This window comes from Sphingobacterium gobiense (genome assembly GCF_002980575.1).
GTDB classification, from domain to species: Bacteria; Bacteroidota; Bacteroidia; order Sphingobacteriales; family Sphingobacteriaceae; genus Sphingobacterium; species Sphingobacterium gobiense.
Genome location: NZ_PVBS01000002.1, coordinates 19,548 through 35,133 on the forward strand (window position 1 = coordinate 19,548; position 15,586 = coordinate 35,133).

General features: G+C 42.6%; 11 protein-coding genes. 1 reads left to right on the top strand and 10 read right to left on the bottom strand.

Annotated elements, in window-relative coordinates:
* The first annotated feature begins 80 nt into the window (after window positions 1-80).
* A complete protein-coding gene (locus C5749_RS09305) occupies window positions 81-1,301 on the top strand; it encodes an MFS transporter (RefSeq protein WP_245893688.1) in 1,221 nt (406 codons plus the stop codon).
* Between the two features lie 2 nt (window positions 1,302-1,303).
* Here the strand turns inward: C5749_RS09305 and C5749_RS09310 are convergent, their stop codons facing one another.
* From C5749_RS09310 to C5749_RS09355, 10 genes are all read right to left on the bottom strand, one after another.
* Complete coding sequence (locus C5749_RS09310) at window positions 1,304-2,317, bottom strand: LacI family DNA-binding transcriptional regulator (RefSeq protein WP_105725418.1); 1,014 nt, start codon at window positions 2,315-2,317, stop codon at window positions 1,304-1,306.
* A gap of 81 nt (window positions 2,318-2,398) precedes the next feature.
* Window positions 2,399-4,018 (bottom strand): NADP-dependent glyceraldehyde-3-phosphate dehydrogenase, encoded by a 1,620-nt coding sequence (locus C5749_RS09315; RefSeq protein ID WP_105725420.1) that lies wholly within the window; start codon window positions 4,016-4,018, stop codon window positions 2,399-2,401.
* A gap of 7 nt (window positions 4,019-4,025) precedes the next feature.
* Window positions 4,026-5,483: an MFS transporter gene (locus C5749_RS09320; protein ID WP_105725422.1), complete on the bottom strand. Its 1,458-nt coding sequence runs from the start codon at window positions 5,481-5,483 to the stop codon at window positions 4,026-4,028.
* A gap of 73 nt (window positions 5,484-5,556) precedes the next feature.
* Window positions 5,557-6,216, bottom strand: coding sequence for a beta/alpha barrel domain-containing protein (locus C5749_RS09325; RefSeq protein ID WP_105725424.1), 660 nt, complete (start codon window positions 6,214-6,216; stop codon window positions 5,557-5,559).
* Window positions 6,217-6,308: 92 nt separating this feature from the next.
* Window positions 6,309-7,709, bottom strand: coding sequence for a glucuronate isomerase (gene uxaC / locus C5749_RS09330; RefSeq protein ID WP_105725426.1), 1,401 nt, complete (start codon window positions 7,707-7,709; stop codon window positions 6,309-6,311).
* A gap of 13 nt (window positions 7,710-7,722) precedes the next feature.
* Entirely contained in the window at window positions 7,723-9,369 is a 1,647-nt protein-coding gene (locus C5749_RS09335; RefSeq protein ID WP_105725428.1) for a UxaA family hydrolase, read from the bottom strand.
* Window positions 9,351-10,868 carry a tagaturonate reductase gene (locus C5749_RS09340; RefSeq protein ID WP_105725430.1) on the bottom strand — a complete coding sequence of 506 codons (1,518 nt, stop codon included), beginning with the start codon at window positions 10,866-10,868 and terminating at the stop codon, window positions 9,351-9,353. Before C5749_RS09340 ends, C5749_RS09335 begins: the two co-directional genes overlap by 19 nt.
* Before the next feature lie 4 nt (window positions 10,869-10,872).
* Window positions 10,873-11,910 carry a pectate lyase gene (gene pelA, locus C5749_RS09345; protein WP_105725432.1) on the bottom strand — a complete coding sequence of 346 codons (1,038 nt, stop codon included), beginning with the start codon at window positions 11,908-11,910 and terminating at the stop codon, window positions 10,873-10,875.
* An 11-nt stretch (window positions 11,911-11,921) separates the two neighbouring features.
* A complete protein-coding gene (locus C5749_RS09350; RefSeq protein ID WP_105725434.1) occupies window positions 11,922-13,832 on the bottom strand; it encodes a glycoside hydrolase family 88 protein in 1,911 nt (636 codons plus the stop codon).
* Window positions 13,833-13,840: 8 nt separating this feature from the next.
* Entirely contained in the window at window positions 13,841-15,508 is a 1,668-nt protein-coding gene (locus tag C5749_RS09355) for a glycoside hydrolase family 28 protein (RefSeq protein ID WP_105725436.1), read from the bottom strand.
* Window positions 15,509-15,586: the final 78 nt, after the last annotated feature.

The following is a 15,586-nucleotide window of genomic DNA, read 5'->3' on the forward strand; positions in this document are numbered from 1 at the left end:
TACCAATAATTTTTGGTTTTTAACGGGTTCCTCTAACATTTGATCTCTTCCAACCAACGTATAAGCGAATTATTTAATGCGTGAAATTTAGTGTACTTTTGCCTCAAAATCAGGATGTAGCCATGGACTCGTCAACAAACACGCAAAGCACGGCAATGTATGGAAGCAAACAACGGATACGTTTAGCCGTTTCGCTATTCTATTTCGGACAAGGATTGGCCTTCGCTAGCTGGGCAAGTCGTATTCCTGTGATAAAGTCACAATTACAACTTACGGAAGCAGAGTTAGGCACGGTTTTGCTCGCGTTGCCTATCGGTCAGTTGTTGACAATGCCCATTTCGGGAAGATTGGTTAGCAAATACGGAAGCCATCACATTATGCCCATCGCCGCAGTTTTCTATTTAATGGTGTTATGCAGTATTCCTTATTCAACAAACGCCTGGCAATTAGGAGGCACGCTCCTGCTTTTCGGTGTCGTTGGAAATATATGTAACATCTCCGTCAACACACAAGGAGTATTAGCTGAACGCCTTTACAAGAAATCAATCATGTCATCCTTTCATGGCTCCTGGAGTATCGCCGGTTTTACAGGTGCTATAATTGGTCTGATTTCTTTTAATATAGATTTATCTACCCAAACGCACTTCTATATTGTTATGGGTTTGATGCTCATTAATATTTTTCTAAACAGGGCTTATCTTGTACAGGACATTACCAATTCATCTGAAAAAAAATCCTTCTCATTTAAACCGGACCGCCTTTTAATATCCTTAGGCGTCATTGGTTTTTGCAGTATGGCAACTGAAGGCGCAATGTTTGATTGGAGTGGCGTTTATTTTCATGATATTGTGTTAGCGCCAGAAAAATGGACCACCCTAGGGTATGCCTCTTTCATGGTCATGATGGCGTTGGGACGATTTGTCGGTGACGCGGTCATTAGCCGAATTGGCCGTAAACGAACATTACAGATTAGCGGAATCCTCATGTTTGTGGGCATGATGAGCGCCGTGATTTTCCCAGAACTTATTCTATGTACACTGGCTTTTATGCTCGTCGGATTAGGCGTTGCTTGTAACATACCATCTGTATACTCCGTTGCAGGAACACACAAAACCATCTCCTCCGGAGTGGCCTTAGCAATGGTCTCTAGCGTGAGCTATTTAGGCTTCCTAATGGGCCCACCACTTATTGGTTATATAGCAGAGGTATTTAGTTTACGATATTCTTTCGGGGTATTCGCTTGTTTTGGCTTGCTGATGTTTGCGTTGACCAGCCGGCTTACTGTATTTAATAAAAATTAACGCTATAAGCCTTGCTCTATCAAGGTCGTCGGAAACACAATTGTTTCAAACTCCTCGATAAGATGTTTAGACTCAATTTGCTGAATCAATAGTTCTGCGGCTTTCTCGCCCATCTCAAACGCCGGTTGCCGTACTGCTGTAATAGGAGGCGAGAAAAGATTTACAACTTTAGAATTTGTAAAGCCCGTAACCTCAATTTTCGTCAAGTCTGCCCCTGGCCGTGCTTTCATCGCCTCCAGATATCCCATGCTCAATTTATCTCCTGAGATAAAAATAGCATCATATTCCTCTTGTAAAAGTTCTGTCACGGCCTGTTCAATTTCGTCCTGGTGAAGTCCTCCATATTCACAATGCTTAACAAGCTCGGGAAGATATGGAAGTCCATTCGCTTCTAATCCCATCTTATAGCCTTCAAGCCGTTCCCGCGTAATAGAAAGTTTTCTTGTTCCGGTAAGGTGGGCAATCTTTCGTTTTCCTTTTCTGACAAGATATTGAATGGCATCGAATCCTCCCTGACGATTATCTGCAATTACCTTATGACATCTTAAATCGTTGGGTACCCGATCAAAGAAAACAATGGGAAAACCTTTATTCATAAGTTGTTCCAGATAAGAAAAATCAGTTGTTTCGGAAGATAATGCGATGAGAAGACCGTCCGTTGAACGAGAATAAAGATATTCTACGTTCGACCGTTCTCGAACAGAGGACTCACGCATTTGAGAAATAACAACTTGATAGTTCTTGCTATAAGCGACTGACTCTATTCCATCAATAACCTGCGAGAAAAAATTATTGGCAATCTCCGTCACGATTACCCCGATACTATAACTTTTCTTCTCCTTTAAGCTTCTCGCAATAGGATTTGCGCGATAGTTTATTTTTTCCGCATACTCCAACACCATTCTTTTCGTGTCTGTACTGATTTCATAGCTATCTCGTAAAGCTCTGGAAACGGTAGAAGTGGAAAGGTTTAAGGCCTTTGCAATATCTTTTATCGTATAGTTCTCAAACGCCATAATAGGTAATTATGTTGTAATATTACCTAAAATAGCTGAGATATTGAAATAGGCAGGATATTTAACCCGCCCATTCCGCTATTAGAAAATATATTTCGTACTTAGGAAATTAGAGCTGTGATCACGCACTATTTCGTTCAACACCTTTTTATTTTTATCTGTATCTTTCGTCGCCACAAGTGATCGGATGGAGAACGACCGTAGGGCATCTACTACCGACAATGTTCCCTCGGCACTGTCTTTTCTTCCCGTGAAGGGAAATGTATCCGGACCCCGTTGGCACTGACAATTGATATTAACCCGGCTTACTTGATTGACTAACGGATCTATTAAAGACGAAATAACAGCATGGTTGTTACTAAATATACTAACTTGCTGTCCATGAGAAGATTCAATTAAATATTCGATAGGTTCTTCCAAGTCATCAAATGGAATGACGGGGATTACGGGACCAAATTGTTCTTCTCTGTAAAGTTTCATCTGCGAATTTACTGGATAAACGATAGCAGGATAAAAAAATGATTCGAGAACCTCCCCGCCATGTTCGTTAACCACTTTAGCACCGTTGGCTTTCGCATCTTCCAAGCACGCTGTCAAATAAGCTGGTTTATTGACTTCTGGTAGTGGCGTCAACGCCACACCTTTTTCCCAAGGCATTCCGTATTTCAATTTCCCGACTTCAGCACTTAACTTCTTCAAGAATTCGGGCGCTATACTACGATGTACATAGACGATCTTTAAGGCCGTGCATCGCTGTCCATTAAACGATAGCGAACCTAATACGGTTTCAGAGACAGCCAAATCAAGATCTGCATCTTTCGTAACGATTGCTGCATTTTTAGCATCTAGCCCTAAAATAGCGCGTAACCTATTTACACGGGGATGCAGCTTCTTCAATTCATCCGCTACACGACTGGAACCGATAAGCGTTAATACATTAATTTTTCCCGATTGCATCAATTGGGGTACAATTTTATTCCCTCGACCGTAGATGGTATTTACTACTCCCTTCGGAAAACTGGTTCGAAACGCCTCCAATAACGGATAGTGCAATAATGTCCCATGTTTCGGTGGTTTAAACAACAGGGTATTACCCATAATCAACGCAGGGATGAGGGTCGTGAACGTTTCGTTCAATGGATAGTTAAACGGCCCCATACAAAGCACGACACCTAACGGCGAACGACGAATCTGCGCTATGATCCCTTGTTCTATCTGGAAGCGCGACGAGTCTCTATCCAAGTCCTTCAAGGCGTCAATTGTCGCATAAACATATTCTACTGTTCGGTCAAACTCTTTAACGGAGTCGGCGTAAGATTTTCCGATTTCCCACATGATGAGCTTCACTACGATGTCTTTCTTCTCTAGCATCTTTTCCGTGAATCGCTCAACACATGTAATGCGGTCGGCCACACTCATCGTGGGCCACTCGCCCCGACCGTTGTCGTAGGCCTTCACAGCAGCTTCTAACGCGACCATCGATTCTTTTTCGGTACATACCGGATAGCTTCCTATCCGTTTTCGTACCAACCCCGCTTTTGTCTTTACACAAATGGGTGAAAATACCTCACTAGTCTCTCCTGTCCAGGTAAGCATTTCTCCGTTCGAGAGGAACGATCGCTGATCGATCTGCTCCGCTAAAGAAAATTCCACCGGAATGTCCTCTTCTTTATAGAAAATGTGCGCTAAGTCTAAATCCATTTTACGATTATCCTTTAATTATTTCCATTTTTGGCACCAAGGTCTTCATTACTGCCCAGGCGATTAGATAGGCCACCGCACAGAAAGAAAAAACAATAAAATAACCTGCTTCTTCACCCTGAAAGCCCATAAAAATCATCTGCGTTTCCGCGGTATAGTCAAACAGTTTTCCCGAACCGAAGTTGATGAAGGTCGAGCCTACTCCGCCTGCAAGACCGCCAATACCGGTAACGGTTGCGATCGCACTTCTTGGAAACATATCTCCTACAGTAGAAAATATATTCGCTGACCAAGCCTGATGTGCCGCACCAGCAAAGCCGATGAATATAACGGGCACCCAGTAGGAAATATGCCCCAATGGCTGTGCGAATAATACCACCAGCGGCACGAAAGCAAACAGCAACATGGCTTTCATACGTCCGTCATAAGGGTTTAATCCTTTTTTGTCAACAAAGTATGTGGGTAACCAACCTCCAATAATAGATAATAAAGTTATCAAGTATAATACGAACAGCGCCAATTGTCCCTCTGTATCCGATGATTTGATATCATAAACTGAAGAAAGGTACGCAGGCATCCAGAACAAAAAGAACCACCATACCCCATCTGTCATGAACTTACCGAATGCAAAAGCCCATGTTTGTTTGTGTTTGAAGCAGCTAGCGAAAGACATTTTTTTCTTTCCTGTAGGCGGGGCTACTCCTACGACATCCTCTGGTTCGATTTCGTCGCCATCGCCATCCTGCATAATATAGGCTAACTCCGCCTTGTTAATCTTAGGGTGTTTATGGGGCTTCTTATACATAAAGATCCAGAAACCCATCCATATAAAACCGAGCGCACCGATAATGATAAATGACATCTCCCATCCCCAGTGAGCGGCGATTACGGGAATTGTAAGTGGGGCAGCCAATGCACCAATAGTTGCCCCTGCATTGAAGATACTCGTCGAAAGCGCTCTATCCTTTTTAGGAAAAAATTCGGCGGTAGCTTTAATAGCTGCTGGAAAGTTTCCCGCTTCACCTACCGCTAGGACAAAACGTGCAAAAATAAACAGGGTAACACTCACATTGACAACAAGCGCGACATCATTCACACGCCCAATTGCTTCTTTCGCTCCTTCGAATCCAACAAGCCATTCTCCGGCAACAATCCCTGAAGTGGCGATGCCACAAAAAGCATGTAATATTGCTCCGACGGACCAGATCCCTATAGCCCACAAAAAGCCTTTCTTCGTGTCAAGCCAGTCTACAAACCGGCCAGCGAACAACATACTTACAGCGTAAAATATAGAGAACAATGCCGTGATCAATCCATAGTCACTATTTGTCCAATGGAACTCCGGAGCGATAAAATCTTTCCACGTGAGCGATAGCACCTGTCTATCCAAATAGTTAATCGTTGTTGCAAAAAATAGTAGCGAACATATCGTCCATCTATAATTGCTTTTCTTTTCTATGTTCATTGGTATAGCGTTTTTGTTTATATTTTTTTGTAATTCGTTGTTCGTAATCGTAAAATGAATTGTTGTTTATTTCTCATTTGTCAATCGATGCCTTTGCTTGTTCCACAAGCTGTAAAGCCTGTTGTGTTTTTTCGGCAAGTCCCTCTGTATTATTCGGGTTGATTAGCTTGCTGCCCATTCCAACTGCACAAACGCCAGCATTAAACCAAGATTTTAGGTTTTCTATTTCCAAATCCACGCCTCCAGTAGGGATAAATAGCTGACCTTTGAACAGCTCTTTAATCGCAGACACGAATCCCGGTCCCAATACGTTCGCCGGAAAAAGCTTGATCAAAGACGCTTTATTCTGTTGCGCAAAAGCTATTTCTGTGGGTGTCATACAGCCCGGAATCCATAATAAATCGTGACTATGCGTTAAATCCCCTACTTCAGGGGTGACTATTGGTGCAACGATAAAGTCCGCGCCCAAACTAATAAATTTTTCCGCTTCGGTATTGGTCTTAATTGTGCCGATACCTAACTGAAGATCAGGCATTTCTTCGTTTCGAGCATCTATTAATGCTTTAAAAACGCGCTTTGCCTCGTCTCCACGATTTGTAAACTCAAAGACACGAATCCCCGATGCATATAACGTCTTTACAATAGCTATGCTTTCTTGTACGTCCGTGTGAAAAAACAACGGCAACATTCCCTGTTTTAAAATCGCATCTAAAACTTCTTTTCTTTTACCCATTTTATTCGTTTTGTTCTGTGTTAATTCTTCCCGCTGACCGGTTTAGGTGTCATTAGAATATTTCGGAAAGATAGTCATTTGAACGCAGAAATCTAAAAGTTGAAGTATTCTTTCGCGTTATGATAACTAATATCACTTACCATTTCTCCAATCCATTCGATATCATTTGGCAGTTCTCCTTTTTCTACATCTTCTCCGAAAATATCACACACTAATCGTCTGAAATACTCATGTCTTGGAAACGACAAGAAGCTTCTAGAATCGGTCAACATCCCGACCAAACGGCTCAACAGCCCCATATTCGACAAGGCGTTTAGCTGCTTAGTCATGCCGTCTTTTTGATCCAGGAACCACCAAGCCGATCCAAACTGAATTTTTCCTTTGATTGATCCATCATTAAAATTTCCGATCATGGTGGCGATTAACTCATTGTCAGCCGGGTTCAGATTGTATAAAATCGTTTTTGTCAGCTTATCCTGGTTATCCAACCTGTTCAGGAATTTAGAAAGTGCTCTCGCTTGGCTAAAGTCACCGATGGAATCCCAGCCGGTATCTGGTCCATTTAAACGCAACATACGCGCGTTGTTATTCCGTAGCGCCCCTAGATGATACTGTTGAACCCAACCTTTTTCGTGATCCCATTCCGCAAACTGCACCAACATAGCCGATTTGAACTTCAAATTTTCGCTAAGGGTTAAGACTTGTTTTGCTCTTATTTTTTCGAAGATAAGAGCAATCTCCTGATCAGTATAATCTTCGGCGTAAATCTGCTCTAGCCCGTGATCAGAAACAGAACAACCGTTTTCCGCAAAGAAGTCGTGTCTTGTCTTCAGTGCGTCTAAGTAAGCCGCATAACTTCCAATAGATGTATTTGTCACTGCTTCCACTTGATCGATATAAGTGTTCAGCGCTTCAACATCGTCTGCGTTCATGGCTTTATCTGGACGAAAAGCCGGAAGCATCTTGAAGCTTTCGTTCTCCTGCGCAAACTGCTGATGAAAATTCAAGGAATCTATCGGATCGTCTGTCGTACATACGACCTCAACATTCATCATTTTCAATAATCCCCGAACGGAATAACCCGGTTCCGCCAACTTAGCCGCCGTCTCTTCATAAATCTTTTCTGCTGTTTTAGGAGAAAGTAAATCCTTGATGCCAAAGTAGCGCTGAAGCTCTAAGTGTGTCCAATGGTACAAAGGATTACGCAGCGTATATGGAACAGTTTCCGCCCATTTTAAAAATTTCTCTTTGTCAGAAGCATCTCCTGTAATATATTTCTCGTTCACTCCATTGGCACGCATAGCGCGCCATTTATAATGGTCACCATTCAGCCATACCTGGCTTATGTTCTCAAATTGCGTGTCGTTTACAATTTGTTCTGGGATCAGGTGATTATGGTAGTCAATAATAGGCAAACTCTTTGAAAACTGATGATATAACGTTTCTGCCGTTTTGCTATTTAATAAAAAGTTGTCGTCTAAAAATGCTTTCATGATTATAATAGTTTTATAAACTTACTCCTCTTTTCCAAGGAATGAAGTCGTCTTGATTTAACTGTACTGCTTTTGGTATTACTTCTCCACTGGCGGCTTTAATGCAATATTCTAAGATATCTTCCCCCATTTGCTCGATGGTTTTATCCCCGTCAATTATAGCCCCCGTATTGATATCAATAATATCGCCCATGCGTTGTGCCAACGCGTTATTGGTGGCTACCTTTATAACCGGGCAAATGGGGTTTCCCGTAGGTGTGCCAAGCCCAGTGGTAAACAAAATTAGGGTGGCACCCGAAGCGGCCTTTCCGGTTGTTGCTTCTACATCATTGCCTGGTGTACACACTAGATTTAACCCGGGTTTAGTTGCTTCTTCGGTATAATCTAATACGTCTACTACAGGCGACGTTCCGCCTTTTTTAGCCGCTCCTGTACTCTTTATAGCGTCGGTAATCAGACCATCCCGAATATTTCCTGGAGACGGATTCATGTGAAACCCAGAACCTACATTTTCTGCTGCCTGGCTGTAAGCCCCCATTAATCGAATGAATTTATGGGCCGCTTCCGGCTCTATCGTTCGATCGATTAGGTTTTGTTCAGCGCCACACAATTCGGGAAACTCGGCCAACAGCACTTTGCCTCCTAGAGCGACCAGTAAATCAGAAGTATATCCTACAGCCGGGTTTGCCGATATTCCGCTGAAACCGTCGCTACCACCGCATTTCACCCCCAAGGTTAATTTACTCAACGGAGCAGGTTGCCGTTCCAATTTATTAATTTCTATCAGTCCGACAAAGGTCTTTTGTATAGCTTCTTTAATAAGCTGTTCTTCGCTTTTCGACTGCTGTTGCTCAAAAACGTGAATCGGCTTTTTAAAATTCGGATTTCGCTCTTTTATATCCGCCAATAAATCGTTCAGTTGCAGATTCTGACAACCGAGACTTAATACCGTGACACCTGCTACATTAGGGTGGTCAGCATAAGCGGCCAATAGTTTCCCTAAAACGGCCGCATCCTGCCGGATACCGCCACACCCCCCCTGATGATTTAAGAATTTAATACCATCTACGTTTTTAAATACACGATTCTTCGCATGAGAGACAACGCTTAGCTGTTCAGGTGACAACGTATTTATGTCCTGTCCGGCTTCATACGCGGCCAACAGTTCATGGGTAAAAGCACGATATTTTCCGGTCACCGAATACCCTAGTTCGTTGTGGAGTGCTTCCTTAATAACATCCAGGTTTCTGTTTTCACAAAATACGGTAGGGATAAAAAGCCAATAATTGGCCGTACCCACTTTGCCATCAGAGCGAACATACCCGTTAAAGGTTCTGCCTTCGAAGCGCGAAACATCGGGCATTTCCCATGTGTATTCATAAGGGCGAAATCTATAGGGATCTGCGGCATGTTTGGTATTGTCCGTATTCATAATCCCCCCTTGCTGCACGGTATATTGTGTTTTTCCCACAAGTACGCCATACATATATATTTCATCTCCTTGATGCATGTCCCGCATAAAAAACTTATGTTTTGCGGGCACATCGTCCTGTAAGGTATAAACTGCACCATCAAACGCTATTTGCTCACCTTTCGACAGGTCCTGCAATGCTACCAATACATTATCCTTCGGATGGATCCTTAATATTCTATTTGCCATGTTGCATTTAACTTTTCAATTGTTTTTAATACGCCATCCGCGTCTATTTCGTCCATATAATGCCCGACAGCCGACTCGAACTCGGGATACGTTGTCAAATCCTTTCCCCATAGACTATCATCACGGAGCACATTGTGTATTACTGTCTGCCTATTCGTCCAATGGTTTAACAATGCCGGTGCAAACTCGTCTTGAAGGACAATTTTCTGTCCGTTGATCTCCTGTACATATTGACCATCTTGCTCTGTAGTATCCATAAACTTGATATAGGCGGCGAAACCTAATGCGATATGCTGTGGGGGAACGAGATTCTTCGTATACCATTTTTCTAACAATGCGATATTGCGCATATTCATCTTCGAGGTATAATTTAACGCAATGTTTTCCCATCGATGCTCAAGAAAAGGATTACTAAACCTGTCGATTACACGATTAGCAAAATCCTCCACATCCTGTGTTTTAATATGTTGATCGACTATCGATTTACCTATTTCATTTTTCATCAGACCGCGGACGAAAGCATTAAACGCATCATTTTGCATCGCTTCTTTCACGGTTATAAAGCCACTCCACAACGCAGCTGCACAACTTAGCGTATGTGTTCCGTTCAACAGCCGCAACTTAATCTCCTTGAATTTATCGATAGATGGAACAAGTACTACACCGTCGTCTACTTCTGCGAAAGAAAGGACATTCTTCACGCGTTGCGAATCGGTTTCGATGGCCCATAAACGGAATGGTTCGGCCATAATCATGAGTTTATCCTGGTACCCCAATTCCTGTTCCGTTTGTTGCTGCTCCTCTTTCGGCAAACGACCCGGCACAATGCGATCTACCAAGGTATTACAGAAGTCGTTGGCTTCGTCTAACCATGTTAAAAAACCTTTTTCCAGGTTATTCTGAGCAGCCAAACTGTGTAAAATTTTCTTCAGTTTCGTTGCATTGTCGGAAATCAATTCTGTAGGGAGCACCACGAGCCCTTTTGTTGTGTCGCCATCAAAGTGTCGGTAACGTTCGTACAGGAAGGACAACAATTTTCCGGGAAATGAAGCAGGAGGGCCGTCTGTTATCTTATCGTTACTCAATACGATCCCTACTTCCGTTGTATTGGAAAATACAACTTGCATATCGGGGTTCCGCGCCGCTTCAAGGATAGCTTGCCAATCTCTCGAGGCTGACAATACCCGCGAAATCGCATTATTGACACTGTATCGAACGACTTCCCGCCCATCCTCTATTCCTTTGATAGATAAGGTGTATAAGCCTTCTTGCTCTGCAAATTCATCCGTACCCGATGATGCTGTTGACTTAACCACCAAAATACGCCCGTTAAACAAACCTTCTTTATTTGCCTTATCAACAAAATAATCAGGCAAGCCCCTCAACAGCACTCCAGTTCCAAATTGCAACACGCGTTCCGGCAATTCAAAGGAATTGCCTTCAGGCAACTCCACCTTGCTTGCATCTATTTTTCCTATATTCTCTCTTGAAAGTAACATATTTCTACTTTTTTATTTCCTTATTTTTCTTCCACTTGGGGTAGTCTTTTTCCAACAGCTTGGCGGGCCAATTCCCAAACCACGCATACCCATTCTTTCGTTCAGCTGATATTTGCGAAAAATCGTAAGTCACGCTATTGTCCCGATCGCCGAATAGCGGTTTATTATTCTTGATATCGTAGAATCTCGACCATATCACAGAAGTACTATCAGGCACCAAATCACGAACTGTATTTCCTGTTTTTGGGTCCTTTTTTCTATCAAATCGATACCCTTCTAAGTCATGTACCGCAAACCAACGAATAGCAGATTCTATTGCTTTTTCTATCGCTGGCGTAACGGGCTGTTTCATCAAAAAACGAACAATATTGACCGATTCCGATGTACTTAGCGAAACTGGCTCAAAAACTCTCGCCTGTTCTGGCTGTAACGTTTTTTCATCATATTGCGCGGCCCAAATGGTTAAAGAGTCGTCTTGAACCACCTGTGTTTTTAATATACAATCTATGCCTCTTGCCAATGCATCTGCCGCACGTCTTTTTAACTTGTCCTCACCTAATGCATCAAAACCCGCTTTTTCTTTTACTAAGTTGTCCAACACGGTTAACGCATTAATCATCGCGTTGTCATTATAGGTAATCTGCGCTCGATATAAGGATTTGTTAGGATAGTATTGTGGAAAGCCACCGTTTTCATATTGCGCTTCTAACAAATATGCTACCCCTTGACGAGCTGCGTTTAAATAATCGGCGTTCTGTGTTTTGGCGTAGGCCTCCACTAATATGTTAATTTCTCGCGTTGTCGCTCCGTTGTCAATCGTGGCGTGTTCTTCACCCGTGGCTTTGATTTTCTGAATCAATTCATTTGTCAATGGTAAAGCATAGTTGACCGCCTTCTTATCAACTTGTTTTCCCCATGCTCCATTGGGAAGCTGGTATGCCAGCACCTTCTCTGCTAAACTATCTTTTAGCTTTTCCTGCGCTAAAACCGAATGAGATAGCGAGAGCAAACAATAAAACAATATGGAAAATCTAATATGCATCGTCTATCTATTTATTTTGCTTTTTTCACTAACCACTGTACCAGTTCATGCGCTGCGTCAAAGTTCTGATATTCAGCAGGAAGTTTACGCCCATCTACATATTCATTGTACAACCACGGATCGCCAATCGCGAAAACAGTTCCCTTACCAAATTTTGCTGTTGCGATGATGATATCATCGTTATCCTCCACGAGTGCTTTTGCCGGCTTTGTAACGTTGATGGTCGAAATTTCTTTTATATAAATCTTCTTTGTCTCTTTGAAAATTTCCGTTTTCGGCGACATGATAATAGCACCCTGCGCATAATTATTTCCTTTCACCATATTCCGGTTGTCTTCATTAAACGTGATTCCGAATTTTTGAGGAAGTGTGTTGAACTTCGTTATCTCACAATTGCCTGCATCATTGAGCAATAACACCAATACACCTCCTGCCCGAACCCAACTTGCAATCTCATCCGCATCTGCTTCGTTCATGTAATTCGGACGCGTTGTCTCTTTCTCTGTATCAGGATCAACAATAATATAAATATCGCTATCCGCTAACTTTTGCCGAGTTGGCGCTTCACGCAATGTATTCAATTTACCCCCATATTGTTCAAATATGCGTCCTAACAAATAGAAACCGTTGTTATCCTGACCGTCCCAAAGGTAATGATAAGGCTTCAATTGACCGTCCGGTGCTTTCTTGTATTCATTGTTATAATGATTATCCAACGTCACATTTACTTTTCTACCTTTTGCTGTTTTTGCAAATTCCATTTCGGATGCGGCTAAGATAAAAGGTCCAACACCTTTAGGGTCATTCGGTTTCACGGGTTCGCTCATATAATATGCAAAGCTGCCATCACGATAATTTTTTGACCCTCCCAATCCAGAAACAGTTACGACATGATTGATATTCACGCGGTCAGAACCACCCGAGGTGACGAACTGCTTTACCAAACCAGTATACCCCTTATCAACAGCTTTTTGAAAGTCCTTTTTTTCAACATATCCTTTTCTAACGGCTTTCGCCATCGCATATACAAACATACTCGATGCCGATGCCTCTACATAATTTCCTTCACGCGAGCCTAAATCAACAATATCATACCATACACCTGTCTTATGATCTTGGTATCGCGCTACAGCTGTTAATGTTCGGTTCAAGATTTGTAAAAGCTTTTCTCTGCCGGGATGTTCCTGCGGGAAATAATCTAACACGTCCACCAAAGCCATCGCATACCAGCCAATTCCTCTTCCCCAAAAATGCTTGGAAAGCCCCGTTTCCGGATTTGCCCACTTTTCTTTTCTAGACTCATCCCAACCGTGGTAAAGTAATCCCGTTTTGTCATCGCGCGCATGATTTTCCATATACGTAAACTGGTTTACGATATCATCAAATGCACTATCGATACCCATCAAAGCAGCGTACTCGGTATAAAAGGGTTGTGCCATATAGAGTCCATCCAGCCACATTTGATACGGATAGATTTTCTTATGCCAAAATCCGCCCTCATTGGTGCGGGGGTGTGTCAGGATCTGATTATATATCTTTTCACTCGCTTTTAAATATTTCTGCTTCCCCGTGACCTTGTACAGGAACAATAATGAGCGGCCATTTTTAATATGGTCGATATTATACTCTTCTGGTCGATAGTTTCTGATATCGCCATCTTCTGTTACAAACTGATCCATCCAGCCCTGTATATAGTCGTAATACGTTTTATCACCTGTATTTCGCCATACTTCCACCATACCTTCCAATACAACGCCCATGTCGTAGGTCCATTGGGGTCCTTTCTCTTTATTGGTAAACCGAGCATCTTTATACAACGAATCCATCGCCGTAATTGCCATTTTCTCGGATAGTCTCTGTTGCCCCACACCGAGCTGTGTTAACAACAGTAAACAGACTACAAAACTTATATTCTTCTTCATTTTTTTTCCTACTTTATAATCAACGCTTTTTCTGATGCACCGTTGGAAAACACGCTTGTTTTCTTTACGCTTTCCGCCTTCGTTCCCGTAAGTACCACTTTTTCGGTTTTCGCGCCGGACACCTGGATAAGTAAATCTATGTTGTCTATCGGTTTCAACGCTGTAAACACAATATTCTTGCTGTTATCTATATGAATAAGTGGATTCGTATTGGCTGTTTTGAGTGTTAAATCTTTCACAACGATATTCGACGCCTCGATAAGTTCGACGCCTTTTTTTGCCACAATATGCGCATGCTCGATCAGAATGTTTTTTATAGACATCTCCGGTAGACCACGGAAAAAAATTCCCTTTTCCGCACCATTCACCTTAATATTCCGAATAACAAAATTTTGGAATCGAGGCGTTTCCGCTGTCACCGGCGGGATCTCCGCTAATGCAGCACCTCCCTCGCCTGCCTTCGGAAGCTGCCCTTTCAAACCATAGTACATATCGAATAATATCGCTTCTCCTGGAATACCAACCATGTTAATGTTATTGATGAATATATTTTCTACCACACCTCCACGGCCGCGTGTGGTCTTAAAGCGTAAACCAATATCTGTACCCACTAACGAACAATCTTCCACCCAAATATTTCTGGCACCACCACTCATCTCACTTCCGATCACGAAGCCTCCATGCCCGTGGTATACGATATTGTTGCGAATAATTACATTCTCTGTTGGCATTCCTCTATCGCGACCCGCTTTATCACGTCCGGATTTAATACATATGGCATCGTCACCCACATCAAACGTGCTGTTTTCGACTAGCACATTTTTACAGGATTCAATATCCAGACCATCTCCGTTTTGGCCATACCAGGGATTTCGTACGTTTAGGTTTCTTACCGTTAAATCTTCGCACATTAACGGATGAATATTCCAAGCCGGTGAATTTTGGATCGTTACACCTTCTAGCAGGATACGTTTACAAGACGTAAAAACCAATAGATTCGGACGCAAAAAATCTTTCACATCCCTAAAATCAGCCGCCGTTTGTCCGGCATGACCTTTACCTGCGTTCTGCGTTGTTGCACCGCGAAGTGCACTTTCGGAGGGGTACCAAATCCTGCCGGCCTCGTCCACGACACCGCCAGAAGCAACGAGCTTTTTCCACTGCGCGTCTGTCATCTTATCTCGTTTCACCATTCGCCAAGCCCCGCCATTCCCGTCAATAACACCCGTTCCTGTAATCGCTATATTTTCTAAGTTCTTTCCCGAAATCGGATTTTGGTTTCGCCATGCAGGTTCTCCTTCCCAGTTGGATTCTACGAGTTCATATGCATCAAAGTTATCTGTAAACAAGATTACTGCATCCCGCTGAATATGCAAGTTTACATTGCTCTTCATTTCGATAGGTCCGGTCAGCCACAAGCCTCCCGGTACCAATACTACACCGCCGCCCTTTTCATTAACGGTTGTAATCGCGTTATTAATCGCTTCGGTGTTTATATACTGGCCGTCACCTTTTGCTCCAAATTCGGTAATACGTAACGTGTCGTTTGGAAAGCTCACTTGTTGGACGATCGGACGTACAGGTTCCTGTGCCTTCAACGCGCACACACTTATACCCGCCAAAACCATGAGCATAGTGATATATATTGTCTTAATATCTTGTTTTCTTCGTATCATTTCCCCTTTATTTGTTTAATTTTTGGCTATTTCGTTTAGACAAGTCTACATCGTTTGTCTAGAAAAAGAAAGAAAAAA